Here is a 25,193-nt window from a genome sequence, read left to right as displayed (position 1 = left end):
TTTAAAAAAGGATAAAGAAGAGATTGGGGCAGTCTGTATATTTTTAAGATGAGCAATTATGAAATTGATTCATTAGTAATAAAATTTGGTAAAATAGAACGCATGTTCTTATATCTGTTAAATAATTCATAGAAAGGGTGAGCAAAAACCCCCTTTTTTTACCTAGTAGTTGGGGGGGATTCTATGCATAAACAGACATGGACGAAAGATCAATTTCTTCAGCAGATCAAACGGGCGGCTTGGAGGTTGCAATACCAAGCCAAAAAGCAGTATCACCGAGAAATGTTCCTCGAAGATCAAAAGGAAATTCCGTATCACGACTCGATTGATTCCAAGTTGTTTGTTGAAGAACTGCTCAACAGCTTACCTGAACGCGAGCGGTTCATCATTCAACGAGTGGTAATTGAAGAACGAACGGAACGTGAAGTAGCGCAAGAACTCCGAATTTCCCGTTCTCGACTTCATGCCTGCAAAGTACAAGGATTACAACGACTTCACAAAAAAATCGTCACTGCTTAAAGGGGGAATAAAATGCTGGAAGATAGTGCCTTTTGCGAATTGGTACATGATGCGCAACAAGGAAATCCGGAAACACAGGAAGCCTTACTAAAATACTTACAACCCGAACTAGAAAAAATGACGTGGTTTATCCGTATGTCACCCGAAGACACTCTGCAAAATTTACATTTAGCAGTTTTGGAACTGATCACATCATGATCAGGAAAAAGGAGGAGGAAGGATGAATGAAACAACGATCACCATAATTGCTGGACTTATTGCAGTTTTAGCCATCTGCATTATTTACCGACATGTAAGTTTAACCATTCAAATCCGTGACATTGTAAACGTGTCCTTACAAGCTAATAAAGAGCAAGAAAGCCCAAAAAAAGAAGAACCCAAAGTATCGGATCCCTCCATGGAAAAGTAATTTGCAGAAAGAAAATGGCACTTTCTTTCTGTTCCTATTATATCAAATGAAAAGGAGGAACGAACATGGCCACAATCATAACAGTGTTACTTCTTGTATCGGGAGGTGTACTGTTTGGAGTATTGATGAGTCAGCAGCGTTTGTGTAAAGAACTGAAAACCTTGAAGAAATGACCAAAAGCCCTTGTTGACAAAGGGCTTTTTTTCAGGCCAGCTGAAGCATAGAAGCTTCGTTATGATGGATCCCAATAATAAGCATTATGTAACTTTAGCACTATAAATCCAAGCTTTACTGACGAAATCTCACTACTGCAAAATTGCCCATCGTTACACCAGGTGGTATTATATGTAAAATGAATAAGGAGCCATTCCTGTAATGAATGAATTTGGGGTTTGAATAAAAAAAGCACCTTCTGTAAACTGGGAAACGTTCCGCCCAAAGAACAATTACCCGTACAGGAGGCACTCCACAATGAAGTATAGGCAATCGAAAAAGCAGAATCAACGTATTCAACAAATTACCGAATTAACCCTTGTTGTCGGTGCAGATATTGCCAAGAAAACGCATGTTGCCAGAGCTGTCGATTTCCGCGGAATCGAGATTGGTAAGGACTGCGTGTTCGGCAATGACCATTCTGGCCTGACGAAACTCGTTTCGTGGATGAAGGAGCTTCAGCGGCAATACGCCAAGACGGACATCATCTTAGGCATTGAGCCAACCGGACACTACTGGTTTCCACTGGCCGAATTTCTGCATCGAGAAAACATCAAAGTCGTTATCGTGAATCCTCATCACGTCAATAAAAGCAAAGAACTTGAAGTCTTTGGTTTATGTCATTTGCTCGGATTCCGTTTTGCTCCACGGCTTCGGGATTTGTCTGATTCAAGGTTATATTCTTTTGATAAGGTAGGCGACTTTCCAAAGATAGAAAACCTACTCCGCGGTCGGATCAATACGAAGATCATTCAGGAGAACTTCGATGACGTTTTACGTTTAGCCCATTCTATTCGCGAAGGGAAAGTTTCTGGATCTCTTATCATGGGGAAAATTGGTTCTTATGCAAGACAAAATAGTTTAGCTACAGCTCTACGGGAAATGGGACGGATCGAGAAGACGATCTTTATTCTGGATTACATCTCTAGCGAATCGATGCGACGTCGCATACAGCGTGGTCTAAATAAAGGCGAGGCAATGAATGCTCTTGCCAGAGCACTCTTTTTTGGAAAACGTGGAGAATTACGTGAGCGTGCCTTACAAGATCAGCTTCAACGGGCAAGTGCGTTGAATATTCTCATCAATGCAATTAGTGTCTGGAATACGGTTTATCTTACAGAAGCAACGAAGCTATTGAAGCAAAAAGGGATCTCTTCAGGAAAATCTGTTAAGTCACATTTTGCCTTTAGGATGGGAACATATCAACTTTCTTGGTGAGTATACATTTGATCAAAAGCGAAATGCCGACCTAAGGTCATTGTTACCACTCATCCAAGGAAAAATCGAAGCCGGTAATCTTTAGCGTACAGGATACCGGCGTTTTTTCTGTAAATCAGGGCTTAGCGTACAAAATCCGCACTTTGTTGGCGGTACCCCGTAGCAAAGGGATTTAGCCTGATCGAGACGTTGATCGGGCTATTCGTGCTGGAATATAAAACTAAAAAATGGGGACTCTAGTAATCAAAAGAAAGGGGAGATTAAAATCCATGTTCTTCAATAAGCTCATTCCTATAATTTTAAGTCTAAGTATTATTCATTCCATTCCCCCGAAAGATCCCTTAAATTCTGATCCAAGTAAACCACTCGGGGATGTTGCCCCGATTAAAGTATCGGTATCACAATTTGAAAACACAAATAAACAAAAAATTTCACTTCCTCAATACATACCTTTTACCCCAACACATACAGGTGGTCATTACAATAAATTGCTACAGATGTTAACTATCGATTACCTGAACCAAAAAACTAATGAGCTTCTATCTATATCTGTTTACTTAAAAGAAAGTAGCGATAAAAATAATAAACCCGAAATTGTCACCTTAGCAGATGGCACGATTGCTAAGTATATACATTCCGACAAATATATAGCTGATTTTATTCGTTTTAAGAAAAATAACCTTACTTATGAAATAGGAATTTTAAAACAAGAAAAGGGGAGAAGATTGGACGCTCTAATAAAAGTTGCAAATTCGCTTCAGTAGTAGGGGTGGACTACGAAAGTTAAATTACGTCAAAAAAAAGAGAAAGGCTCTGGGGTAATTTCACTCCTGGGAGCCTTTCTCTTGATTTATTCCATAAATCCACTACCCTTGCATCCTGTTTGTCCATTCCCGCCGCATTTCGCTCGTAAAAAGTAATAACCGTTATATGGTGCTTGGAATGAACCAAAGGTACCGCCATCACCGTAAGCAGCAGTTTTATTTGACATTAACGTACTACTTTGACCATCAAAGTAATAAACTCCTACTCCAACACCGTGTATACTACCGTTATTTTGCCATTCATAGTAAATCCTAGTTCCAGCGGGTACAAATTCTAAATCACCTACAACTGTTTCATCACTGGGAGTCATATAAAGCCATGATTGCGCTGCAAAAGCTTGTACTACACCTATCGACAATGTTAATGCTAGAGCAATCGCAAGTACAAAACGATTTTTTGAACGGCTTGCTATGGTTTTAATCATTACAAATCCCTCCGTTTCCTTTTTATACCTATATTAGGTAAATATTAACATACGTGACTCTATTAATATGCAAGAATATTTTGTCTAGTATTGTCGGATGATAGATTTCTTTCAATTTGGAACTGCGTCCGAAAATATACATTATGTAAAATAGCGTCCGAATCCTCATTTTCGGGCGTTTTTCGCCGTTTTCAGCGATTACCGCTCGGGCGATCCTTCCCATATGTCCACGTAGAGAAGACAAACTCTCCTTTTCCTCCAAAAACCGCGATCTCTCCCTAGCTTCGTTTTTCTCTGGTTTTCTCTTCGTTCGGATTCCACGAAAAAAAGGCACGCTGCAGCTCGTTGGCCAACCAGGAGTGCAGCCATTAAATCCGAATGATTTTAAGAGCCAGTTGATGGCCAAAAGCTAAAAATCCGAACCAACCCCCCGCCCAAAGGGAGCGCAGGGATGGGCATAGCCCACCCTGACGGAAGAGCGTCGTGGATCTCCGCGCTCGTCAACGGCGAGGGCCGCCCTCCACTGCGTTTCGTCCCTACGGGTGACGGCGGTAGTTGTGGATTCCAGAAGCCCAAACGCGTTCAAAAGCAAAACATGATTTGCCCCCTTGATAGGGGAGGATTTTTTAAGAGCTGCCACGACCAGAATCTAGCTGCCAAACCACAGACGCAGGCAAGCGATCCACGCTATAGCCATGTTCAACCAGTTCAAGTAACGCAGCAGCCATAACCTGGCGCACATAAGCAGTCAAGTTAGCGATGCCCTCACGCTTAGTAGCGCGCAAACAAGTCATGAGCGTGCGCTTGAGAAGAAGCCAAGTATGAGTCGCGGCATCCTGAGCGTAGGTAGGATCAGAAGAAGGTAAAGCCCAAACCGCCACAGTATCGCGGTAGAGATCCGCAAGGTAAAGAGGCAAAGAAGAAGGGTAAGGCGCGTTTAGAGAAGCCAGCAAACCAATCAGGTCAGCAGCAGAACCAGGCAACGAAACGGTCGCAGCCCCACCCACCGCCTCACCTATTGTATTATCAATTTGGCTCTTTTCTTGATCCGGATTTTTCGCAGCTGCAGCTTCCTGGATAAACGCCTCGTTCGCTTGTTCAACCAGGATAATGGATGTCGATCCGTTGCGACCACGCTTGGATTCCACGACCTGCAACAGATTTTCACACGTTCCTGGGAACAATAAAAGAGATTTTTATACAAAAAGGACGTTGGTTGTACGCCATTTTTGTTATCGGGGCGATATGTATGTTTGTAGTGTTTGGCGTTCTATTTTACCTATCGTCCCGGTTGGAAGATCAATTTGGCATCGAGGGAGTAAAAAAAGGATTGATTCTCGCAATTCCACTCGCTTCCTTATGCTTGGCTTCTTATGTTGCAGGGAAGAAAATCGGTCAAAATAAAATTCTGATGAAATGGCTGACGTTTCTCGGGCTGCTCATCCTATCCGTTTCAGTGCTGGAAGCAGGCTATGTCCGCAGTATCACTTGGATCGTTGTCGCGTTGTTTTTCAGTGGAATTGGAATTGGCGTAGCGCTGCCTTGTCTGGACGCTTTCATTACGGAAAGTATAAAGAAAGAGGAGCGCGGTACCATATCGGCGATTTACAGCAGTATGAGATTCATCGGCGTTGCACTTGGTCCCCAATCGTTTCTATATTAATGAAAGCTACGCAAATGACTCTTTTTTGGACCATGACAGGGGTTAGTGTGCTATCAACGTTACTGGCTCTATTTACACTCCGTCCATCCCAGGAGAAAGGACAAGAGATGTCGATCCATCCCTTTGGTAAGCCATATAAAAAAACAAAGGTTTGAAAAGATAACGGGAATTGAAGACTATCATGCTGTAGTGAGCCTAAGTCAGAACGATTGTTCCGATTTAGGCTATTTACTGTAAGTTTATTCGTTCGAGTATCCAGAACATTTTGGTTTGACAGGAAAATAGAGGAAGTGCTACGATATAGCTAATAAAACGAAATGTTATGAAAGTAAACGAAATGAATCGAAAGTTACTGGAGGAGATCATCCACGATGCTCGCGGCAGAACGACACAGCAGGATTCTCGAACAGGTGGAACAGCAGAAGACGATGACCGTAGCCCAATTGAGCAAGCTCCTGGACGTATCTGAAGTGACGATACGCAAGGACCTGATCAAGCTGGAAAACGAAGGGCTGCTCTCCCGCACGCATGGAGGAGCGACGACGACCCGTTTTTTACCGGTGGAGCGCAGCTTTACGGAGAAGCAGGGAGAGCGCATGGAGGAAAAGGAGCGGATTGCGAGACAGGCGCTCATCTACGTAGAGCCGGGTGACACCTTGATCCTTGGGGCAGGCTCGACAACGATGGCCTTGGCCAGGCTGCTTCGGCAGGTGACAGGGCTGACCATCGTGACGAATGCGGTCAATATAGCGATGGAGTTGCATAGCCACGAACTTCACAACGTGATCTTGATCGGCGGCGAGATGCGAGCCAAATCGTATGCAGTCGTGGGTCCGATTGCAGAGGAAAACCTGCGGAAGCTGTCCGTGTACAAGTGCTTTATCGGGACAGACGGCGTTCATTTGCACGAAGGAATATCTACCTTGTCCGTGCAGGAGGGCAGTGTAAACCGGGTGATGATGGAGCGCGCCCGCAAGGTGTATTTGTTGGCCGACCATTCCAAGCTTGGCGAGGTGCAGTTCAGCCGCTTTGCCGAGCTGGCAGAGGTTGATCGGATCATTACAGATTCATTCGATTCAGAAATGCTGGAAGCTTTTCTCGACCAAGGAATACAGGTGGATGTAGCGCAAAAATAAGCGATGGAGAGTGAATAGCTCATGCCGCTGGTCTCTTCGACCGAAATGCTGCAACAGGCGCGTAGAGAAGGGTACTGCATCACTGCATTTAACGTGCATACGCTGGAAATGCTTCAGGCTGTCGTGGAGGCTGCCTGTGAAGCGCTATCTCCGCTGATTCTGCAAACGACAGTCGGGACGATCAAGCATCTGGGGGTCGGCTATGTGACGGCGATGGTACGTGTCGCTACTGAGCAGTCATCGATCCCGATCGCCCTGCATCTGGATCACTGTCACGACTATGGCTTGATCGAGCGCTGCATTCAGGCAGGCTACACCTCCGTGATGATGGATGCTTCCATGCTTCCCTTTGAACAAAATGTGGAGCTGACTAGGCAGGTAGTGGAGCTGGCGCATCGATCAGGGGTGAATGTGGAAGCGGAGCTGGGCAAGGTGGGAGGTGTCGAGGATGAGCGGATCGTCGCAAAGGAGGATGCGCTGCTGGCTGATCCGAATGAGTGCGAGCAGTTTGTAGCGGCTACTGGCGTCGATACTTTGGCTGTAGCGATTGGAACCGCTCATGGCATGTACCAGGGTGAGCCGCGCATTGCTTTTGAACGTTTGGCGCAGATCGCGCAGCGTATTCCGATTCCGCTCGTATTACACGGAGGGTCTGGCATACCGGAAGCGCAGGTAAAGCGTTCTGTCGCACTCGGGATGGCGAAAATGAATGTGGCGACGGAGCTGCGGATTGCCTTTTCACAGTCGCTCAAGCAATCGTTTGCGGAGCGTCCCTCAGAAAATGATCCGCGCCACTACATGAAGCTGGCCAAGCAGGCTGTGAAGGAGATTGCCCTCGATAAAATGAGGATGTGCGGATGTGTAGGGAAGGCGGCAAACCACTAAAGGGATGGGAAGGACGTGGAAGGATGCGGGTCAATCTGGATGATGCTTTGACGCTGCAAAAGCTGGATACGGTTCGTGCTTTGCGGGATACAGACGATTATGACAAGCAGTTTGCAGAAGGATGGGAGCTCGCTTCATCACTGGACGTCTCTTCGATAAAAGGACCGATTGAAAGCGTTTTCGTTTTGGGGACGGGAGGCGGCTCAGCGGCAAGCGTCAACCTGGTCAAATCGTATTTGTTCGACGAGCTTCCGGTTCCCATTCAGCTCAACCAGGGCTATTCTCTTCCTGCCTGCGTCAAGGAGACGACACTGGTCATCGTGGTCAGCCATTCCGGCAATACGCAAGAGGTGGTCAGCGCCTACGAGCAGGCTATCGCAGCCAAGGCGCAAATCGCTGCGATCACGGCAGGCGGTAAGGTGCTGGAGCTGGCTCGCGAACATGGACACGCCCATCTGCTCGTTCCGGGAGGGATGATGCCGCGAATCGTCCTCGGGTATATTTTTCTGCCGATTCTGGCAGTTTTGACCAAGCTGGGACTTGTGGAGGACAAGAGCGGTGAAGTAACAGAAACCATCTCCCTGTTCTCGAAGCTTCGCGAACTGTACCATGTACAGAACCCGATGGCTGTCAACCTTGCCAAGCAGATCGCCAGCGAGATGGACGGCCTCACTCCGGTCATTTACGGGACCTTGCCTTTTTTCGATGCACCGGCATGGCGCTGGAAAAATCAGCTCGGAGAGAACAGCAAGGTGATGGCCTTCTGGAATGCGATTCCCAGTTTGCACCATGATGAAGCGGTCGGCTGGGACGCTCCAGCCGCGATGCTGAAAGGCTTTCACTTTACCCTGATCCGCGATGCCGAAGATAGCGACAGCATGACAAAACGCGTCGAGATCAGCGCGGAGATCTTACGCGAGCGCGCAGGCGCAGTCCGTGTTGTCCACTCGCAGGGAGCTTCGCGGATGGCGCGTCTCTTTTCCATTGTCTATCTGGCCGATTACGTTTCGCTGTACACGGCATTGATTCGCGGTGTAGACCCGACGCCGGTAGAAGTCATCAACCTGTTTAAATCCAAGCTGGGCCAGCCGTTGGTTCAGGTACAGGTGCGTCCGTGATGCTGGTTACGGTAACCTTGAACGCTGCTGTGGACAAAACCTACCTGCTGCCTCGGTTTCAACTGGGTGAGGTGCATCGGGCACGGACTGTGCAGACTCAGGCTGGAGGGAAAGGGATCAATGTCGCGCGAGTAGCGAAAAGACTCGGGATGGAGCAGGTGATTGCCACCGGATTTGTCGCTGGGGCAAACGGTCGCTATATCCGCCAGGGCTGTGAGCTGGAAGGCATTCAGCCTGATTTTATGGAGACGCCAGGGGAATCCCGCACTTGTCTTGCCTTTGTCGATGAAGCGAGCGGAAGCGTGACGGAGGTGCTGGAACAGGGAGCGGTAGTATCGGAAGAAGCATTTGAGCAACTGAAACCCAAGCTGGAAAGACTCGCCAGATCGGCCAGCTGTGTCGTCCTCTCCGGAAGTTTGCCAGGCGGACTGCCAAGCGACACCTATCGCACGCTGATCCAGCTGGTGCGGGATGCCGGCTCGCTACCCGTATTGGATACCAGTGGAGAGGGTTTACGGATCGGATTGGAAGGCCGACCGTATGCGATCAAACCCAATCGGGAAGAGGCGGAGGTTTTACTCGGCTATCGACTGGAAAGCGATCTGGAAAAACGTCAGGCGATCATCGATCTGATCAGCATGGGAGCGGAGCATGTCCTGCTGTCACTGGGGCAGGAAGGGGCGTGGTTCGGCAGTGCGGAGGAGATCTGGAGCTACGAGGCTGTCCGCTTGCCACAGGCCATTCATACGGTCGGCTGCGGAGACTCTCTTTTGGCTGGGACCGTAGCTGGCCGTTTGCAAGGCATGGCGTGGAACGAAGCAGTGAGCTTGGGAATGGCTTGCGGTGCAGCAAATGCCTGCTCAATCGGCGCGGGACAGGTGGAACTGGAGCTTGTGGAGAGCTTGCGGCAGCAAGTGAAGGGCACGCGGATCTCGCACGAAGAGTCGTGTCCAGATGAAAGGGGAGAGTGATCATGCGCCACGTCATTGGTCTGGATGTGGGCGGCACGACGATGAAAGGCGCAGTGATGGATGAGACGGGACGGATTCTGGATACAGCAGTCAGGGAGACGGGCCGGGTAGGCAGTCTGGAGCCTCTCTTGATAAGGATGGCTGATCTGGTTGGCGAGCTTAGGGCCAGTTCAGCGGTATCCATCGAGGCAGTTGGGGTTGGATTTCCCGGCCCGTTTGACGGAAAAAAGGGTGTCTCGATCCATTCTCCCAACCTCAATCTACACCAGCTCGATGTACGCACACCGCTCGCCACGCTCATCGGCTTGCCTTTGGCTATGGAAAACGATCTTCGCACGGCCGCCTGGGGTGAAGCGGTTTTTGGAGCAGGGAAAGGACTCAGGCATCTCGCTTTCATTTCGATCGGCACGGGTATCGGACTCGGCAGTATCGTCCATGGTCAGCTCTTGCGCGGAGGAGGAGGATTGTCTGGCGAGCTGGGTCATATTACGGTTCCAGGTCAGACGGTTGTCTGCAATTGCGGCAAACAGGGATGTGTGGAGACAGTTGCTTCCGCCACAGGGATCGTTCGAATTGCCAGGGAACGCTTGACCCAAGCCATGCATGCAATTCCTGATGAGGCAAAGATGCTTCCCTTGTGGCAAAGAGTCTCGGGTGACCCGCAAAAAATCACAGCCTGGGATGTTGCAGAGGCTGCACAGCTGGGGGACCCGATTGCAACGGCTGTCTGGCGTGAGGTAGGGGAGGTGACGGGCTGGGCAATTTCACTGGTGCTAAATCTCTTCAATCCTCAGCTGGTGGTGATCGGCGGCGGAGTCTCGCAGGCAGGTGAATGGCTGCTGGCTCCTGTGCGAGAAAGTGTCAGAAAGCATGTGATGAAAGCAGGGCAAGAAAAAACAAGGATCGTGCAAAGTGCGCTGGGGGCGGACGCCGGGATGATCGGAGCAGGGGCCTTGGCGCTGTACAGCAAGAACTCCTTGTCTATCCGTTCCTAGAATCTAGACGTAAAAACAGAAGAGAAGACCCTTGCGCCCATGCGTTAAAGGGTCTTTTCCTTCCATCTTCCCATCAATCTGCTGTCGCAAGGCCGACAATTCCATTGCATCGGACTCGATGGCAGACCTGACAGCATAGTGCAGTCCATTCACAATACAATCCTGTTTTTGAATGATCATGGGATGCTCCCTCCTAGTCTCAAAGTCAGCAAAGAGAAAATAAGTATAATGTGCTTCACTACGATGTTCAACACTGTATTCCATCGTTTACTCTCGAAATCCATGCTGGCACTATTCATGCATAAAACAACTCTTGCATGAGCGAGGTGGCAAGTCGCCGAAAGGAAAGGAGGGTAAAAGAGAATACCATGCCAAATCAAATGTTCTTGATTGCCGTCTTGCTTTCGATGCTCCTGTCGTCCGAGCGTATTTGCTCCTGACCCCGATCCATGAAAAACAGCGCGCTTGCATCCGTCGATCGTGGAGCAGGCGGCGAGTTCGGAGGAGAAATACCATGCAATATCCACTGACACCTGATATCCAGCCGGAATTTTGCACGACAGGTTCTTTTATGCGGCTGCCGTACAGCAGAGAGGACGCCAAGGTTGCTATTGTCGGTCTGCCTTTTGATACAGCGGCTTCTTTTCGGGTAGGTGCCCGCTTTGCGCCGCAGGCGATCCGCCAGGCGTCCATGCTGCTGTTTCCCTACCATCCGATCCACCAGGTCTACCCGTTTGAAGACACGCGCGCCATCGATATCGGGGATGTATCGGTCATTCCGCACAATATTCATCGCAGCTATGAACGCATACAGGCTGCTATGCTTGACCTGATGAAAAAAGGAATCGTGCCGATCGGGCTGGGAGGAGACCACTCGATCACACTGGCAACGCTGCGTGCGGCCAAGGAGGTTTACGGTCAGGTTGCACTGATTCAGTTTGACTCCCATACGGATACCTGGGACACCTACTACGACGAAAAATACTGGCACGGCTCCGCTTTTATCCGCGCCTACGAAGAAAAGCTGCTGAAACCGGACAAAGTGTTTCAGCTGGGGATTCGCGGAACGCTGAACCATCCTGGGGATCTCGACGCCAGCCTGGAGCTGGGCTACAACGTGATCACCACACAGGAGCTGCGTAGACGAGGCGTGGAGGAGGTCGTGGCGCAAATCAAGCAACAGCTTGGCGATACCCCGTGCTTCCTCAGCTTTGATATTGATTTTGTCGATCCCGCGTTCGCTCCGGGTACAGGAACTCCCGAGGTCGGCGGCTTTACCAGCTTTGAGACACTAGAGCTGGTTCGCTCTTTGAAAGACCTTCATTACATCGGCTTTGACCTGGTCGAGGTGCTCCCGCCTTACGATCCTGCGCAAACCACTTCTCTTTTGGCGGCTACCTTGATCCATGATTTTGCCGCCCTGGTGGCGATCCGCAGCAGAATGTAACGGGAAATCAGCGGATGTGTCAAGCTGCGAATTATGCACGGTTGCATAAATTATGAATTTTTGCAAAATTTGAACGGACGACTTAAAGTAAATTGACAGCTTTCACCGCATGTCCAAGACTGGCATGCGACTTGCTCTGAACATGTATGGAGCACAAAGCCGCGATAAGGGAGAGGATTCGTAGCATGATGAACCTGAAGATGTATATCAATGGGGAATGGGTAGATGCCCAGTCGGGAAACACGCGTGTGATCGTCAACCCGGCTTCGGGTGAAACGATTGCGCTTGCCGCAGAAGGGGGCGTCGAGGATGCCCGCCATGCGATCCAGGCAGCAAGAGAAGCCTTTGACAGCGGCATCTGGTCGGAGCTGCCTGCTGTAGAGCGCGGACGTATGCTACTGGCTGTGGCAGACAGGCTGGAGCAGCAGGCCGAGGAGATCGGACGTCTGGAGACGCTGGACAACGGAAAGCCCCTGCGTGAAACGGCCTTTGATGTGGCAGATGCCGCAGCGTGCTTCCGATACTACGCGGGAATCGTGAGCAAGCCCGATGGACAGACCTATCATGTGGCAGACCCTGTGCAGGCGATGGTCGTGCGCGAGCCAGTCGGAGTGTGTGGCCTGATCGTACCGTGGAACTATCCGCTTTTGATGGCTGTCTGGAAAATTGCTCCGGCATTGGCCGCTGGCAACACCATTGTGTTTAAGCCATCTGAGGTCACACCGGTGACAGCACAAAAGCTGTTCGCCATTCTAGAAGAGGTAGGCGTGCCCAAAGGCGTAGCCAATCTGGTGATGGGAGCGGGGGCAACAGTAGGCAATGAGATCGCAGAAAGTCATCTCGTGGACAAGATCTCTTTTACTGGCGGGACAGCCACAGGCCGCAGCATCATGCGCGCGGCTACCGGGAATATCAAGAAAATCTCGCTGGAGCTGGGCGGTAAATCTCCGAATATCGTCTTTGCCGATGCCGATTTTGACACAGCGGTAGACTATGCATTGTTCGGTATTTTCGCCAATCAGGGACAGGTATGCTCGGCAGGCTCCAGGCTCCTGCTGGAAGACAGCATCCATGACCGCTTCGTGGAGCGGCTGGTGGAGCGGGCGAAAAAAATCCGCGTTGGTGCTGGCGACCACCCGTCTACGGAGATGGGGCCACTGGTCAGTCAGGCGCATATGGAAAAGGTTCTGCACTATATCGAGCTGGGCAAATCCGAAGGGGCGCGTCTATTGTGCGGGGGCAATCGGATCACGGCCACTGGATTGGAAAACGGCTATTTCGTGGAGCCTACGATCTTCACGGATACCACGCCTTCGATGAAAATCGTGCAGGAAGAGATATTCGGACCTGTGCTCGCCATCCAGCGCTTTACGGATGAAGCTGATGCTATTCGCCTTGCTAACGATACGGTCTACGGTCTGGCTGGTGGCGTCTTTACGCAGGACGGAGCCAAAGCAATGCGCGTCATCCGCAAGCTGAGAGCGGGAATCACCTGGATCAACTGCTACCATCCGACCTACAATGAAGCTCCTTGGGGAGGATACAAGCAGAGCGGGATCGGGCGCGGTCTTGGCACATACGGCTACGAGGAGTTTACCGAAGTGAAGCAGATCAATATCAACTTGCAGGTGCAGCCGAGCGGTTGGTTTGAAGAATAGCATTCACATGGAAAAGAAGACTGTCTCTCAAGTCTTCTTTTCCGCTTTCCGTCCCCATCGCGGCCCAAGTATAATAGGAGCATACAAAGCGATTGGGGAGGAACTATGGTTTCCAAATGGTTTGTCAGAAAAGCGCACACCTTATCGTTTGAATCTTCTGTCAATGAATTGTGGGAAATCATGTCGCACTGGAAGGAACGGGTTGTTTTTATCACCGATGCGGTAGAGGACAAAATCGTCGCCTACATTCGCAATACCGATGTGATGCCATTTTTGCATGACCCCGAATGGGAGAAAAGACAAGTGCGGGAGCTGCCCTTCCATACCGATCTGACTTATTTCCAACGCGAAGCGGACGTCCTCGATTTCTTCAAGGTGTTTGGCGAAGAGGTTGTGTTGGTGCAGGATCAGGAGGGAAAGCCAGAGGGCTATCTGCAGCGCGAGGATATTCTCTACTATTTACTGACCAGCCAGTCTGCCCATACCGATTGGATGCGCTCCCTGCTCAATTCGATTCCGATGGGGATTTTGATTACCGATCCAGAGGGGCGGATCGAAAACTTCAATGCAGAAGTCGTGCGGATGGTGCGTGTGGCCCCGGAAAAAATCCGGGATACCCGAGCAAATGAACTGCTCGACCCGCACATTTTTCGCAAGGTCATAAACAACGGTGAAGTCATTCTCAACCAGATCATCATGACGGATAGCATGGCGGTTCTGGCAGATTTTGCGCCAATTCGAGATCAGCATGCCCATATTACGGGTGCGATCATCGTGCTCCAGGACCTGCCATTTATCGAGAAGATGGCGCTGGAGATGGAGGCCGTCAAAAACCTGAACACCGATCTGCAAGGCATTCTCTCCTCTATTTATGACGAAATTCTGGTGCTGGATGAAAAAGGTGTCCTGCTTCGATACAGTGGCAGCTTGATCAAGGATTTTTGGGCGAATGACAAAGAACAGCTGATCGGACTTAATCTGATGGAGCTGGAGGATGAGGGAACCTTTTTTACAGCGATTGTGAAAAAAGTCATGGAGCGCATGCGCAAGGTCTCTGTCACCCAAAAGAGCAGCTCAGGCAAAAATGTGCTGGCTGTAGGCAATCCGATCGTGGACGAGTCGGGCAGGCTGGAGCGCATCGTCATCGCGCTGCGGGATATTACAGAAACGGTGATGCTCAAGGAGGAGCTTTTGCAAGCTAAAAAGATGTCTGCACAGTACAAGCAGGAGCTGGAGCATCTGCGCGATCAGCAGCAGTCAGCCAAGCAGCGCCAATTGATCTATGCCAGCAGCAAGATGGAGAAGCTGATGAACTACATTCGCAAGGTAGCGAAAAGCTCCTCGACCGTCCTGTTGACTGGGGAATCAGGAGTGGGCAAGGAGGTTTTCGCCCGCACGATCTACGAATGGGGAGCGCGGCGCAGTCAGCCATTCGTCAAAGTAAACTGTGGGGCAATCCCCGAGACGCTTTTGGAGAGCGAGCTTTTCGGCTATGAAAAAGGCGCATTTACCGGAGCCAGCACGAGCGGCAAGCCTGGATATTTTCGTATGGCGCACAAAGGGGTGCTATTCCTGGACGAGATTGCAGAGCTGCCGCTCGGCTTGCAGGTGAAGCTCTTGCGCGTCTTGCAGGAGCGCGAGATGATCCCGCTCGGTGGCTCTGAGGTTGTAGAGGTGGACGTACAAATCATAGCGGCTACCAACAAAAATTTGGAGCGCATGGTGGAAGAAGGGCTGTTTCGCGAGGACCTGTACTACCGGCTGACTGTCATTCCGATCGTCATTCCGCCACTGCGCGAGCGGCCGGAGGACATTCCGCTGATCAGCCTTCACTTTTTGCACACCTTCAATGAGAAATACGAGCGGTCGACACAGCTCTCCCAGGATGCACTCGATGTACTCGAGGCCTACTCCTGGCCGGGCAACGTGCGGGAGCTGCAAAACATCATCGAGCGTCTGGTCGTCACAGCTGACGAAGAGCTGATCGAGGCGCATCACATCAGTCCCATGTTGAAAAAGGAGAAGAAAAGGAAGTTCAAAGAGCGTTTGACCAAGATCATGCCGTTGAAGGAAGCCACGCGAGCCATGGAGGAGCAGCTGATCAGCATGGCGATGGACGAATACAAAACGACCTCGCTGGCCGCCAAGATGCTGGGCGTCAGTCAATCCACGATCAGCCGCAAGTATCAGGAGATTCAGGAGAAGAGAAGTCGGGGTGAGCAGGTTGGTTTTAAAGGATGAAATCATAGCTCGGTTGGCCGGAACAATCCAGCAAATCTCGTGTCAGACTGGCGAGTACGTGCAAGAGGGGGAGACGCTGTTTGTACTGGTTAGCCAGGAAGGCGAGACAATCCCAGTGATTTCGCGTGTCAGCGGCAAAGTAGGCGAGCTGGAAGTCGAGCTGGGGGAAGACGTGATTGCAGGGATGATTTTGACGGTGGTTTATATGGATTAAAAGCTTCATGTGGTGTAGAAGAACGGAACAGAATGAGTGTAATAGCGATGGACTTGTCCATCACGTGAACATTCTGGACATAGAAAAAATAGCATGAAATAGTGGTGATGGGATGATAAAAAATGGAAATTACACCATCTATTAGATCTGGGTTTTTGGAAGTGAACGGAACTCGTTTATCCGAAAATGGTCAAGAGCCTGACTTTGGTATCTTCAGGTTTGAGTGGTTGGATGACTAACGGGATTGATAGTCTAAATAGAATGAGGCAGTCAGAAGGTTTCTGGCTAGCCTTTTTTATATGGATTGAATTAATTGTAAAAAGTAATATCTCCACCCATGCACGAGCAAAAGGTGTTTTCCCAGTTGACAAAGGAAAAACCATCCATTATCATCTTATTAACAAATTGTTATTAACATAATGATAATATCAGAGGGGTAATAACATGAACAACCATTCATCTGCGGAACAACAGTTCCTGAAGGAGTATGATGTCAACCAGTATTTGAGGCCTTCCGTGACCGTGGATCTGCTGCTCTTCACGGTTGTAGACAAAGAGACGGACAATTACCGCAAGCGATCTGACAAAGCGTTGAAAATTTTGCTGATCAAGCGAAAGGACCATCCGTTTCAGGGACAGTGGGCGTTGCCGGGCGGGTTTGTTTCCGCTCACGAAAGCATCGACGAGGCCGCGATCCGGGTACTGAAAAAAGAAACGAATGTAAGTGATGTCTATCTGGAGCAGCTGTACACATGGGGGGATATTGGCCGAGATCCGCGAACAAGGGTGATCAGCTGCTCCTACATGGCCCTGATCAACAGCGATCTGTATCCGGTACAGCCAGGAGCAGGTGCAGAGGATGCCAAATGGTTTCACGTCCAGGATCAGTGGACACAAAAAAAGACAACCGTCACGGACAACGGCTTCTTGACTGAGAAGTGGGTAGAGCTGCGTCTCACCAACGATACGGATCGGGCACAAGCGACCGTTAAAATCACCAAGACAGTGGAGAATGGTCACTCCAAAGTCACACAGGAAATCGTGGACTCGCAAAATCTGGCTTTTGATCATGCCAAGATGGTGCTGTATGCGCTGGAGAGATTGCGCAACAAGGTGGATTACACGGACATCGCATTTCATCTGCTGCCAGAATATTTTGCCTTGTCCGATCTTCAACAGGTTTTTGAAGTCATCCTGGGCAAGGAGCTGCTGGCCGCTGCCTTCCGCCGAAAAATCGCGGATAAGGTATTGGAGACCAATCACATTCGCAGAAGCGCCGGTCACCGACCAGCAAAGTTATACAAATACAATCCGAATTGGGACGATGAATTGTAAGGGAAGCGGTCAAAATCTGAGGGAGGTATTTACATGCTAAGAGATTGGACGTTGTTTGAAAAAGTATGGCTGGCATTATTCACGGTTGTGAACATTTATCTGTTCTTCGCGTTTGAAGATTCGCTTCTGGGTCTGATCTCCTCGTTATCGGGAATGCTTTGCGTCGTATTGGTTGCGAAAGGAAAGATATCCAACTACTATTTCGGGATTGTGCAGACGGCGACGTACGCGTACATTTCGTACGGCTACTCGCTGTACGGAGAAGCGATGCTGAACGGCCTATTCTACTTGCCTGTGCAGTTTATCGGTTTGTACATGTGGTCGAAGAATCGCACCCAGCGCAGCATGCGAGGTGAGGATGTTGCCGTCAAGCGTTTGAGCAAAAAGGGATGGATGGTGCTGATCCTCATCGCGGTTGTCGGAAGCTTATTGTACGCGGAGCTGCTGCACTACATCGGCGGTCAGGCCGTTCGACTGGATTCTGCTGCCGTCGTCCTCTCGATCATTGCCCAAATTTTGATGCTCAAGCGCTACGCCGAGCAGTGGGCACTCTGGATCGCAGTCAATGTGCTGTCGATCTCGCTATGGGTCGTCACACTGATTACCCAAGGAGGCAATGACCTGAACATGGTGGTAATGTGGTCAGCTTTCCTCGTCAACTCGATTTACGGCTATGTGAACTGGATCAGGCTGAGTAAAGGTCAGGAGGCGTTAACACAATGAAAGTGGGCACGGTAGGCATGTACGGGGGGAAATTTCTCCCCTGTCCCCATATGGGACACGTGTATGCCATGATACGGGCTTCCACGATGGTGGATGAACTGCATGTTGTCGTTGCATTTGATGAAGAACACGAGAAAAAGCTGTGTGCGGACGGTTTGATCCCACATATCCCCGTACGTGTCCGCCTGCGCTGGTGGACACAGCTGACCAAAGATATGCCGCACGTACACGTTCATGCGGTCTATGAACAGCAAACAGGGCACATTTCAGACTGGCAGCGCGGTGCAGAGGGGATCAAGGCCGCGATTGGCAAGCCAATCGACACGGTATTCAGCTCGGAGCATGGGTACACCGATATTTTTCGCGACCTGTATCCGGAAGCCCAGCATGTGGTGATCGATGCCAAACGGGTCGCTTATCCGATCTCGGGTACCATGCTTCGGACCGAGGGTGTCATGAAGCACTGGCAGATGCTGCCGGAAATCGTAAAGCCCTACTTCGTGAAAAAGGTAGTGGTAGTGGGGACAGAAAGCTGTGGAAAATCCACGCTGGTTCGCAATCTGGCGAATCTGTACAACACGAATTACGTGGAGGAATGGGGACGAACGTACTACGAAAGGCTGGGAAACTGTGAAAACATCACCTTGGCCCAGGACTATCCGGAGATTGCGTTCGAGCATAAGTACCAGGAGAAGGAGCAGCTGGCGAAGGCGAACAAATTGCTCTTTATCGACACCGAAGCGATCGTTACCCAGTACTTTTCCATGCTCTACATCGGCGAGCGCCAGCCCATTCTGGACGAGATTGCCCGACTGCAGCAGTACGATCTATGGCTGTTTCTGGAGCCGGACGTCAAGTGGGTCGATGATGGCACCCGTTCCTTTGGCGAGCAGGAAGTTCGTGAAAAGAACAACGCTTTGCTCAAGGAATTGCTCCGCGAGTTTGATATCCCCTGCAAGACGGTTTCCGGAAACTATCAGGAGCGTTTGGAGCAGGCCATTCGTTACGTGAATGAAATGGTTGAAAAAACTTGATCCACAATCTCCGACAGAGGCTATGCCAATAGGTATAGCTGTCCTGTTTACTCCTCTTTTGCTTTTTAGCTCAACTGATCGGTATAAGGATTGGTTGAGCTTCTTTTTGCAGCCCAAAAGCATTTAAAATAGGTGTACGCGTTCTTTCCAAAAGAAAGGAAGATGAAGATGATTCAGGTATATCCCTCAAATTCGAGATATTTAGTCGACTTGGGATGGCTGCGCAGCGGCCTCAGTTTTTCGTTTGGCGAGTACTTTGATCCAGAGAACACCGCTTTCGGGGTCATGCGGGTGTGCAATGACGACCTGGTAGCAGGAGGAAAAGGATTTGGCCCTCATCCACACAGTGACATGGAGATCGTCACAGTGGTATTGCGCGGTCAGGTCTTGCCAGTTGTTTCCCATACGGGCTCTGAGCAGGTCGCATCGATCAACCAGGACCTGACGATCTACCTGAGCCGATTAGAGAGAGGAAATGAGCTATCCTTCCATCAAGAAGCAGGACGACGTGTCTTCCTCTTTATCATCGAAGGCCAGCTAGAAGTCTCGGGGCATGTGCTGGAGACAAGAGATACCGCCCGCATTCAAAACGAGCCTCATCTGCAGCTGGCAGCAAAGGAAGATACGACGTATATGCTGATCGATTTGCCGTAAAAGGAGAGGATGACCATGAAAGAAACCTTGCTGATCAAGCATGCAGTCGGTGGCCGGACATTTTTGGATACCGACAAACAGCCAGTCGCTTATCAATGGGAACAGTCGGGATCGGGCTGGAGACTGATCGTACACAAACTGTCGAAAGCAAGCATCGAGCAGATTCTCACATGGAAGGATGAGCTGAATCTGTTTTTATTTCAGCAGGTACCAGGTGAGCCGATGAAAAAAATCTGGTTTTACATCAAAGAGGGCCAGGTTATGTATGACGAAGCCAAAGAGGAGCTGACCATTGAAGCGGACTCTCGTATCGAATACATCCCGGATACTTTTGGTTCTCTTCATTAATGTACAAAGCAAATAGTTGACAGCGGACAAAAGTTGGATTACAATTATCTTAAATTTAAGATATTAAATTTAAGGGATTAAAAAAGGAGTCCTTTCCTTTTTGGAGAAATACCTCAAATTTAAGATATCGAAAAGTTGGATAACGGACCAGCGTGCAGCGATTGATGCAAAGTCCGCTGTCTTTATCGGTAGATATCTCAAATTAGAGATAATGAAACGATGGTCGCCTGGAAAGGGGTATATGAGATGAATGATTTTACGAGTATTGTGAAGCAACGAAGATCTGTGAACAAGTTTGTGCCCGGTCTGCAAATTCCCCGCGAGGAGCTGGACGAGATTTTTTCTTTGGTCAAGTTCGCTCCCAGCGCATTCAATCTTCAGCACCCTCACTACGTAGTAGTCGATCAGCCAGATGTGAAGGAGCGCATTTATGAGGCAGCTAACAGACAATATAAGATCAAAACAGCCTCAGCGGTGATTCTCGTATTGGGAGACAAGAAGGCTTACCGCCAAGTTGAAAGAATGAATGAGGGTCTCTTGCAGCTGGGGGTCATTCATCAACAGGAATTCGACCAAACTGTTTCTACCGTGAAGTCGTTCTATGAAACCCGAGGAGAGGTTTTCCAACAGGAAGAGGCAATCCGCAATGCCAGTCTATCCGCCATGCTTTTTATGCTGGCAGCTAAACACAAAGGGTGGGATACTTGCCCGATGATTGGATTTGATCCGGATGAGGTCAGCCGCATTCTAAACGTGCCGGATGCTTACGTACCGACGATGCTGATCGCAATCGGCAAGGATGACGAAAATTCTCAACATGTGCGTGGCTATCGCAAGCCAGTCGGGGAGTTTGTCAGCTTCAATGCATTTTGATCAAGTACGATAAAGGGAGAATGATAGAAGATGAAACAACGGACTGCAGGCATTCACCACATCACCGCTTTTGTAAAAAATCCACAGGATAACGTCGATTTTTACGCTGGTTTTCTGGGACTTCGCTTGGTGAAGAAAACGATCAATTTTGATGCGCCAGAAGTATACCACTTGTACTTTGGAAACGAGCAGGGAAGTCCAGGCACAGCGATTACCTTCTTCCCCTGGCCGCAAGCGCGCTCCGGTCAAGTGGGCGGAGGACAAGTTGGCTTTACGACCTACGTCGTGCCGAAGGGAGCTTTATCCTTTTGGGAAGCGCGATTGCGCAAGTTCAAAATGACCTACTACCACAATCAGCGATTTGGTGAGACCTATCTGCAGTTCCAAGACAAGGATGGATTGCAGCTGGAGATCGTCGAACGGGAGGAAGGGCCGAACAGCAAGTGGGCGTTTGGTGGTATTCCAGCCGACAAGGCGATCAAGGGCTTTGGAGGAGCCGTTCTGTACAGCATGCAGCCGGAGAAAACCATGCATGTCTTGGAAAATCTGATGGGGCTTGAAAAAAGTGGGGAAGAGGCTGGACTGGTTCGTTTTCGTGCGGCAGGCGATCTGGGCAATGTGATTGATATCAATGCAGCCCCGATGCAGCGCGGTCAGGAAGGCGCGGGAACCGTCCATCACATCGCATGGCGGGCAAAGGACGACCGGGATCATCGAAAATGGCAGGAGGCCGTCTCCGAGTATGGGCTTCATCCTACTGATATCGTGGACCGTCAATACTTTAATGCGGTTTACTTCCGCGAGAATGGCGGGATTTTATTCGAAATCGCTACTGATCCGCCAGGCTTTGCCCGCGACGAGCCGATGGAGAGCCTGGGGGAAAAATTGATGCTGCCCGAATGGTTTGAGCCTTATCGCCAGCAGATCGAGCAAGGACTCCTGCCATTTGAAGTCAGGGTGCTGAAGGAGGATCAGGAATGAACCATCTCTTTCAAAAAGGGAGCGATCCGGGTGCTCCGACGTTGCTATTGCTTCATGGGACGGGGGGGACGGAGCGTGACCTGCTGCCCCTCGGCCAAATGATCAACCCAGGCTCTTCGCTACTAAGCGTGCGAGGAAACGTACTGGAGAACGGTATGCCCCGCTTTTTCAGACGGTTGGCAGAAGGTGTCTTCGATGAGCAGGATCTGATTTTCCGTACCGATGAATTGTACGCCTTTCTCGACGAGGCGGCGATGGAACACGGATTTGACCGTCAGAATGTCGTCGCCGTCGGCTACTCCAATGGAGCCAATATAGCAGGGAGCCTGCTCTTCCACTACCAGGATGCGTTAAAGGGCGCGATTCTTTATCATCCGATGGTTCCGCGCCGGGGTGTGGAACTGCCGGATTTGACCCAGACACCCGTGTTTATCGGGGCGGGCAAGAATGATCCGATCTGTCCACTGCCTGAGACGGAGGAGCTATCCCAACTGCTCGAAGCGGCGGGTGCTCCCGTGACGTTGCACTGGGAATCCTACGGCCATCAGCTTACGGAAAGAGAAGTGCAAGCTTCGGCAGTCTGGTTCAAACAACAATTCTTCAGCTAATCACCGTTTTTTGGATCACCCTTTTCTTCCAGAAACGCTCTTTTTTGCGGATAGCCATCCGTTTAAAATAGAGATAGCTGGAAGGAGAGGGTGTTGCTGTTTGGAAAAGGTCAACCTTCATCAAAAGTTTTCGTTATTTCAAGACTACTGGAATCCCAAAATCGTCTTGTGGTAAAAGGAAGGCTGCTGATCAAATTACGTGACCGGGATGTCTGGCTGGAGGAAGGGGAATTTTTCATCGTTCCCAAAGGAGTAGAGCATATGCCAGTCGTGAACGAAGAGGTTCTCGTGCTTTTGCTGGAGCCCAAAACCACGTTGAATACCGGAAATCAGGTCAATGAACGGACGGTTGCAGACCTCACCCAGATTTAAGTTCGGCAGGATTCAGATGTGTGGTTGTCGAAATTTTTCCGCAACAAACAAGGTCGATAATCAAAGGAAGGTTGAGGGGACGATGATGCAACAGGCTGAAACGCTGCAAGGCAGACTGGAACAGATCATCCGGAATGCACAGGGTACTTGGGGAGTCGTGGTGGAGGAGATCGGGAAAGGGATCTGCTTCGAGCATCTTCCTGACAAGCTGTTCATAGCAGAGAGTGTGATTAAGGTCCCGATCATGGCGGCTGTGTTTGCACAAGCCCATCAGGGAGCTTTTTCACTCGATGATCGACTCCCGCTGCGAAGAGAAGATCTCGTCAAAGGTTCCGGCTTGTTGTTTGCCTTGTCGCCAGGCCTGCAGCTTTCCGTTCGAGAATTGGTTACGCTGATGATCATCCAAAGTGACAATACCGCAACCAACATCCTGATTGATCTGGTCGGCAAGGAATGCGTGGATCAGACCATGCTCGAGCTGGGAATGGAGCAGAGCAAATACGTTCGCAAGCTGATGATCTACCCGGCGGATATCGATGCGAATAATAGGATTACAGCGGGTGATGTGGCGAGAATGCTAAACAGGCTGGCAACTGGTCGGTTTATCCATGCTCATGCCTGTGAAGACATGGTCGCGATCATGAAAAAGCAGCAGTTTCGAAATGGCTTGCCGTCCATGCTGCCGGTAGCTGATCATAACGGTAAAGAGGAGCTTGCGACAGATTGGGAAATCGCGAGCAAGTCTGGCTGGGATACAGGAAGACAGCATGATGTGGGGCTGCTCTACACGCAGGGACGCTGCTTTGCGATCACCGCTTTATCCCAGGACGTAGAGGCGGAGGAAGCCTTGCATACGCTTGCTTGCGTAGGCAGGGAAGTGTATGAGTTTGCAAAGCGGGACGAATTTTGTGGCGGTTGTTGAGGGGGAGCAAAAAAGAAAGGGGCAGCTATTTGCTGTCCCTTCTTCTTTGGATTATTTGATTACCACATTACATGACTATTCGCAGATCAAGGTCAAGGGCAGCAGGAGAGATGACACATTCAAACCGAGTGGCCGAGGAAGTCGCATGCTCCCTGACGATTCCGATTTTTACAAAAAAACGCAAAGCCGTATAGACAGTTGACAGGGTAATATTCGGCATATCGGCTTTCAAAGCAATGTAAACGTCCTTCGCGGTAGGGCAATTGACATCAGCGAGCAAATACAAGAGAACGGCTCGCCTTTGAACGGTTAAACGCTTACCCAGATGTTTTACCTGCTGCGTGACACTGGAAATTTGTTGTTCCATATCGCAGGTCACCTCTTTTTAAAATAATTATTATATAATTTTTATTATCGTTTCCTTTTGGATAAACGTCAATCCCCTTCCTCGCTATTTTCTTTTTTAGCAGAACTATGGTAATGTATGGGCGGTTTTTATTTATTCAATGAATGGCAGGAGTGGAGCAGCAAGCATGCGAAAAAAACGAGCAATCATCCCGATGGACAGCCCACGGCGAAAAGTGATGGAATACTTCATGCTCATCATTGGCTCACTGGTTCTCGCTACCAGTTTCAACCTTTTTCTCAATCCGAATCAAATCGCTTCAGGGGGAGTTTCGGGACTCTCGACGATCCTGTACAATCTGTTGGGGTGGCCTCCAGCAATCGTGCAATGGGCTGTGAATATTCCTTTGCTGCTGATCGGCTTCAAAATGCTGGACAAGCAAACGAGCGTGAAGGCGGCAGTGGGCTCGGTCGTGCTTCCACTGTGCGTCATGCTGACCAGTCAGCTTCAGCCATTGACGACAAATCCGCTTTTAGCCAGTATTTACGGCGGCATTGGTGTTGGACTCGGCATCGGTATCGTCTTTCGGGGAAGAGGGTCTACAGGCGGTTTTGCTATCGCTTCACAAATTCTGCATAAATACTCCGGGTTGAGCCTGGGAGCCAGCGTGGCAGTTTTCGATGGCCTGGTGATTGCATTGGCGGGCATTGTGTTTGATGCGGAGAGGGCTTTGTTTGCTTTGATTGCGCTGTTTGTGACCAGCAAAACAATCGATATCGTCCAGATGGGCTGGAACACGACCAAGGTGGCCTATATCATTTCCAACGAGACGGAGACATTGCGAGAGACAATCCTGTACGATCTGGATCGCGGGGTAACCTTGCTGGACGCTGCTGGCGGGTACACGGGAGATGAACGCAAGGTGCTGATGGCGGTAGTCAGCCAAAGTGAAGTAAGCAAGCTCAAAATGATGGTGCGCTCGGTTGATCCCGATTCATTCATCATTTTGTGTCCGGCACATGAAGTCATTGGCGAGGGCTTTCGACCGGTTTAGGATGAAG

28 protein-coding genes and 2 pseudogenes are annotated in these 25,193 nt (G+C 49.8%); 26 read left to right on the top strand and 4 right to left on the bottom strand.

From position 1 onward, the window contains the following. The first annotated feature begins 183 nt into the window (after window positions 1–183). The 5 genes and pseudogenes from JZI27_RS18085 to JZI27_RS18060 all read left to right on the top strand — a co-directional run bounded on the left by JZI27_RS18085 (window position 184) and on the right by JZI27_RS18060 (window position 3,123). On the top strand, window positions 184–519 hold the full coding sequence (locus tag JZI27_RS18085; protein WP_122911400.1) for a sigma factor-like helix-turn-helix DNA-binding protein: 336 nt from the start codon (window positions 184–186) through the stop codon (window positions 517–519). 12 nt (window positions 520–531) lie between these two features. Then, the gene (locus tag JZI27_RS18080; protein WP_122911399.1) at window positions 532–717 is read left to right on the top strand and encodes a hypothetical protein; all 186 of its coding nucleotides are present in this window, start codon (window positions 532–534) and stop codon (window positions 715–717) included. 22 nt (window positions 718–739) lie between these two features. Further along, window positions 740–928 carry a hypothetical protein gene (locus tag JZI27_RS18075; RefSeq protein ID WP_122911398.1) on the top strand — a complete coding sequence of 63 codons (189 nt, stop codon included), beginning with the start codon at window positions 740–742 and terminating at the stop codon, window positions 926–928. A gap of 471 nt (window positions 929–1,399) precedes the next feature. Continuing rightward, window positions 1,400–2,444, top strand: a pseudogene (locus JZI27_RS18065) (Tn3 family transposase). Window positions 2,445–2,628: 184 nt separating this feature from the next. Beyond that, window positions 2,629–3,123, top strand: a complete 495-nt coding sequence (locus tag JZI27_RS18060; RefSeq protein WP_122911396.1) for a hypothetical protein — start codon at window positions 2,629–2,631, stop codon at window positions 3,121–3,123. Between the two features lie 86 nt (window positions 3,124–3,209). On the opposite strand, the gene JZI27_RS18055 is transcribed toward JZI27_RS18060, so the two are convergent. Continuing rightward, on the bottom strand, window positions 3,210–3,608 hold the full coding sequence (locus JZI27_RS18055) for a hypothetical protein (protein WP_148038808.1): 399 nt from the start codon (window positions 3,606–3,608) through the stop codon (window positions 3,210–3,212). Window positions 3,609–4,234: 626 nt separating this feature from the next. Continuing rightward, window positions 4,235–4,792 carry a hypothetical protein gene (locus JZI27_RS18050; RefSeq protein ID WP_280208555.1) on the bottom strand — a complete coding sequence of 186 codons (558 nt, stop codon included), beginning with the start codon at window positions 4,790–4,792 and terminating at the stop codon, window positions 4,235–4,237. Here JZI27_RS18050 and JZI27_RS18045 point away from each other — a divergent pair. The 6 genes from JZI27_RS18045 (at window position 4,723) to JZI27_RS18020 (ending at window position 10,376) form a co-directional block, all read left to right on the top strand. Further along, complete coding sequence (locus JZI27_RS18045) at window positions 4,723–5,271, top strand: MFS transporter (RefSeq protein WP_280208546.1); 549 nt, start codon at window positions 4,723–4,725, stop codon at window positions 5,269–5,271. The genes JZI27_RS18050 and JZI27_RS18045 overlap by 70 nt on opposite strands. 371 nt (window positions 5,272–5,642) lie before the next feature. After that, window positions 5,643–6,407, top strand: coding sequence for a DeoR/GlpR family DNA-binding transcription regulator (locus JZI27_RS18040; RefSeq protein WP_251245115.1), 765 nt, complete (start codon window positions 5,643–5,645; stop codon window positions 6,405–6,407). A gap of 21 nt (window positions 6,408–6,428) precedes the next feature. After that, window positions 6,429–7,292: a class II fructose-1,6-bisphosphate aldolase gene (gene fba, locus JZI27_RS18035; RefSeq protein WP_280208543.1), complete on the top strand. Its 864-nt coding sequence runs from the start codon at window positions 6,429–6,431 to the stop codon at window positions 7,290–7,292. Window positions 7,293–7,315: 23 nt separating this feature from the next. Further along, window positions 7,316–8,410, top strand: a complete 1,095-nt coding sequence (locus tag JZI27_RS18030) for a bifunctional phosphoglucose/phosphomannose isomerase (protein WP_280208541.1) — start codon at window positions 7,316–7,318, stop codon at window positions 8,408–8,410. Next, on the top strand, window positions 8,410–9,381 hold the full coding sequence (locus tag JZI27_RS18025) for a 1-phosphofructokinase family hexose kinase (protein WP_280208540.1): 972 nt from the start codon (window positions 8,410–8,412) through the stop codon (window positions 9,379–9,381). The genes JZI27_RS18030 and JZI27_RS18025 overlap by 1 nt, the downstream gene beginning before the upstream one ends. Window positions 9,382–9,383: 2 nt before the next feature. Beyond that, window positions 9,384–10,376, top strand: a complete 993-nt coding sequence (locus JZI27_RS18020; protein ID WP_280208539.1) for an ROK family protein — start codon at window positions 9,384–9,386, stop codon at window positions 10,374–10,376. A gap of 3 nt (window positions 10,377–10,379) precedes the next feature. Here JZI27_RS18020 and JZI27_RS18015 read toward each other — a convergent pair whose 3' ends face one another. Continuing rightward, the gene (locus JZI27_RS18015) at window positions 10,380–10,556 is read right to left on the bottom strand and encodes a hypothetical protein (RefSeq protein WP_412850243.1); all 177 of its coding nucleotides are present in this window, start codon (window positions 10,554–10,556) and stop codon (window positions 10,380–10,382) included. A 334-nt stretch (window positions 10,557–10,890) separates the two neighbouring features. Here JZI27_RS18015 and speB point away from each other — a divergent pair, with 334 nt between their 5' ends. The 14 genes and pseudogenes from speB to JZI27_RS17945 all read left to right on the top strand — a co-directional run bounded on the left by speB (window position 10,891) and on the right by JZI27_RS17945 (window position 23,786). Then, the gene (gene speB / locus JZI27_RS18010; RefSeq protein ID WP_251245119.1) at window positions 10,891–11,823 is read left to right on the top strand and encodes an agmatinase; all 933 of its coding nucleotides are present in this window, start codon (window positions 10,891–10,893) and stop codon (window positions 11,821–11,823) included. Window positions 11,824–12,008: 185 nt separating this feature from the next. Further along, window positions 12,009–13,481 carry an aldehyde dehydrogenase family protein gene (locus JZI27_RS18005; protein WP_122911219.1) on the top strand — a complete coding sequence of 491 codons (1,473 nt, stop codon included), beginning with the start codon at window positions 12,009–12,011 and terminating at the stop codon, window positions 13,479–13,481. Window positions 13,482–13,586: 105 nt separating this feature from the next. Continuing rightward, window positions 13,587–15,722, top strand: a complete 2,136-nt coding sequence (locus tag JZI27_RS18000) for a sigma 54-interacting transcriptional regulator (RefSeq protein ID WP_251245120.1) — start codon at window positions 13,587–13,589, stop codon at window positions 15,720–15,722. After that, the gene (locus JZI27_RS17995; protein ID WP_280208538.1) at window positions 15,697–15,936 is read left to right on the top strand and encodes a biotin/lipoyl attachment domain-containing protein; all 240 of its coding nucleotides are present in this window, start codon (window positions 15,697–15,699) and stop codon (window positions 15,934–15,936) included. Before JZI27_RS18000 ends, JZI27_RS17995 begins: the two co-directional genes overlap by 26 nt. Window positions 15,937–16,380: 444 nt before the next feature. Next, window positions 16,381–17,271 carry an NUDIX hydrolase gene (locus JZI27_RS17990; protein ID WP_280208537.1) on the top strand — a complete coding sequence of 297 codons (891 nt, stop codon included), beginning with the start codon at window positions 16,381–16,383 and terminating at the stop codon, window positions 17,269–17,271. 33 nt (window positions 17,272–17,304) lie between these two features. Further along, on the top strand, window positions 17,305–17,994 hold the full coding sequence (gene pnuC / locus JZI27_RS17985) for a nicotinamide riboside transporter PnuC (RefSeq protein WP_280208535.1): 690 nt from the start codon (window positions 17,305–17,307) through the stop codon (window positions 17,992–17,994). After that, a complete protein-coding gene (nadR, locus tag JZI27_RS17980; protein WP_122911214.1) occupies window positions 17,991–19,028 on the top strand; it encodes a multifunctional transcriptional regulator/nicotinamide-nucleotide adenylyltransferase/ribosylnicotinamide kinase NadR in 1,038 nt (345 codons plus the stop codon). The genes pnuC and nadR overlap by 4 nt, the downstream gene beginning before the upstream one ends. A gap of 168 nt (window positions 19,029–19,196) precedes the next feature. Next, a complete protein-coding gene (locus tag JZI27_RS17975; protein WP_280208533.1) occupies window positions 19,197–19,682 on the top strand; it encodes a pirin family protein in 486 nt (161 codons plus the stop codon). A 15-nt stretch (window positions 19,683–19,697) separates the two neighbouring features. Further along, window positions 19,698–20,030 (top strand): hypothetical protein, encoded by a 333-nt coding sequence (locus JZI27_RS17970; protein WP_280208532.1) that lies wholly within the window; start codon window positions 19,698–19,700, stop codon window positions 20,028–20,030. Window positions 20,031–20,276: 246 nt separating this feature from the next. Then, window positions 20,277–20,903 (top strand): nitroreductase family protein, encoded by a 627-nt coding sequence (locus tag JZI27_RS17965; protein ID WP_280208530.1) that lies wholly within the window; start codon window positions 20,277–20,279, stop codon window positions 20,901–20,903. 30 nt (window positions 20,904–20,933) lie between these two features. Further along, window positions 20,934–21,884 (top strand): ring-cleaving dioxygenase, encoded by a 951-nt coding sequence (locus JZI27_RS17960; protein WP_280208528.1) that lies wholly within the window; start codon window positions 20,934–20,936, stop codon window positions 21,882–21,884. Then, window positions 21,881–22,492 carry an alpha/beta hydrolase gene (locus tag JZI27_RS17955; protein ID WP_122911209.1) on the top strand — a complete coding sequence of 204 codons (612 nt, stop codon included), beginning with the start codon at window positions 21,881–21,883 and terminating at the stop codon, window positions 22,490–22,492. Before JZI27_RS17960 ends, JZI27_RS17955 begins: the two co-directional genes overlap by 4 nt. 100 nt (window positions 22,493–22,592) lie before the next feature. Then, window positions 22,593–22,864, top strand: a pseudogene (locus JZI27_RS17950) (cupin domain-containing protein). A gap of 82 nt (window positions 22,865–22,946) precedes the next feature. Further along, a complete protein-coding gene (locus JZI27_RS17945; RefSeq protein ID WP_280208526.1) occupies window positions 22,947–23,786 on the top strand; it encodes a serine hydrolase in 840 nt (279 codons plus the stop codon). Window positions 23,787–23,853: 67 nt separating this feature from the next. Here the strand turns inward: JZI27_RS17945 and JZI27_RS17940 are convergent, their stop codons facing one another. Beyond that, entirely contained in the window at window positions 23,854–24,153 is a 300-nt protein-coding gene (locus tag JZI27_RS17940) for a Fur family transcriptional regulator (protein WP_280208525.1), read from the bottom strand. A 166-nt stretch (window positions 24,154–24,319) separates the two neighbouring features. Here JZI27_RS17940 and JZI27_RS17935 point away from each other — a divergent pair, with 166 nt between their 5' ends. After that, complete coding sequence (locus JZI27_RS17935) at window positions 24,320–25,186, top strand: YitT family protein (protein WP_122911207.1); 867 nt, start codon at window positions 24,320–24,322, stop codon at window positions 25,184–25,186. Window positions 25,187–25,193 lie beyond the last annotated feature (7 nt).

It is taken from the genome of Brevibacillus sp. AY1 (genome assembly GCF_029870785.1).
Classification (GTDB): Bacteria; Bacillota; Bacilli; order Brevibacillales; family Brevibacillaceae; genus Brevibacillus; species Brevibacillus invocatus.
This window is presented reverse-complemented; position numbering and strand designations above follow the sequence as displayed.

Coding starts and splice junctions, on each gene's coding strand:
- JZI27_RS18085 (WP_122911400.1), top strand. CDS start 184: ATGCATAAACAGACATGGACGAAAGATCAATTTCTTCAGCAGATCAAA.
- JZI27_RS18080 (WP_122911399.1), top strand. CDS start 532: ATGCTGGAAGATAGTGCCTTTTGCGAATTGGTACATGATGCGCAACAA.
- JZI27_RS18075 (WP_122911398.1), top strand. CDS start 740: ATGAATGAAACAACGATCACCATAATTGCTGGACTTATTGCAGTTTTA.
- JZI27_RS18060 (WP_122911396.1), top strand. CDS start 2,629: ATGTTCTTCAATAAGCTCATTCCTATAATTTTAAGTCTAAGTATTATT.
- JZI27_RS18055 (WP_148038808.1), bottom strand. CDS start 3,608: ATGATTAAAACCATAGCAAGCCGTTCAAAAAATCGTTTTGTACTTGCG.
- JZI27_RS18045 (WP_280208546.1), top strand. CDS start 4,723: ATGTCGATCCGTTGCGACCACGCTTGGATTCCACGACCTGCAACAGAT.
- JZI27_RS18040 (WP_251245115.1), top strand. CDS start 5,643: ATGCTCGCGGCAGAACGACACAGCAGGATTCTCGAACAGGTGGAACAG.
- fba (WP_280208543.1), top strand. CDS start 6,429: ATGCCGCTGGTCTCTTCGACCGAAATGCTGCAACAGGCGCGTAGAGAA.
- JZI27_RS18030 (WP_280208541.1), top strand. CDS start 7,316: ATGCGGGTCAATCTGGATGATGCTTTGACGCTGCAAAAGCTGGATACG.
- JZI27_RS18025 (WP_280208540.1), top strand. CDS start 8,410: ATGCTGGTTACGGTAACCTTGAACGCTGCTGTGGACAAAACCTACCTG.
- JZI27_RS18020 (WP_280208539.1), top strand. CDS start 9,384: ATGCGCCACGTCATTGGTCTGGATGTGGGCGGCACGACGATGAAAGGC.
- JZI27_RS18015 (WP_412850243.1), bottom strand. CDS start 10,556: ATGATCATTCAAAAACAGGATTGTATTGTGAATGGACTGCACTATGCT.
- speB (WP_251245119.1), top strand. CDS start 10,891: ATGCAATATCCACTGACACCTGATATCCAGCCGGAATTTTGCACGACA.
- JZI27_RS18005 (WP_122911219.1), top strand. CDS start 12,009: ATGATGAACCTGAAGATGTATATCAATGGGGAATGGGTAGATGCCCAG.
- JZI27_RS18000 (WP_251245120.1), top strand. CDS start 13,587: ATGGTTTCCAAATGGTTTGTCAGAAAAGCGCACACCTTATCGTTTGAA.
- JZI27_RS17990 (WP_280208537.1), top strand. CDS start 16,381: ATGAACAACCATTCATCTGCGGAACAACAGTTCCTGAAGGAGTATGAT.
- pnuC (WP_280208535.1), top strand. CDS start 17,305: ATGCTAAGAGATTGGACGTTGTTTGAAAAAGTATGGCTGGCATTATTC.
- nadR (WP_122911214.1), top strand. CDS start 17,991: ATGAAAGTGGGCACGGTAGGCATGTACGGGGGGAAATTTCTCCCCTGT.
- JZI27_RS17975 (WP_280208533.1), top strand. CDS start 19,197: ATGATTCAGGTATATCCCTCAAATTCGAGATATTTAGTCGACTTGGGA.
- JZI27_RS17970 (WP_280208532.1), top strand. CDS start 19,698: ATGAAAGAAACCTTGCTGATCAAGCATGCAGTCGGTGGCCGGACATTT.
- JZI27_RS17965 (WP_280208530.1), top strand. CDS start 20,277: ATGAATGATTTTACGAGTATTGTGAAGCAACGAAGATCTGTGAACAAG.
- JZI27_RS17960 (WP_280208528.1), top strand. CDS start 20,934: ATGAAACAACGGACTGCAGGCATTCACCACATCACCGCTTTTGTAAAA.
- JZI27_RS17955 (WP_122911209.1), top strand. CDS start 21,881: ATGAACCATCTCTTTCAAAAAGGGAGCGATCCGGGTGCTCCGACGTTG.
- JZI27_RS17945 (WP_280208526.1), top strand. CDS start 22,947: ATGATGCAACAGGCTGAAACGCTGCAAGGCAGACTGGAACAGATCATC.
- JZI27_RS17940 (WP_280208525.1), bottom strand. CDS start 24,153: ATGGAACAACAAATTTCCAGTGTCACGCAGCAGGTAAAACATCTGGGT.
- JZI27_RS17935 (WP_122911207.1), top strand. CDS start 24,320: ATGCGAAAAAAACGAGCAATCATCCCGATGGACAGCCCACGGCGAAAA.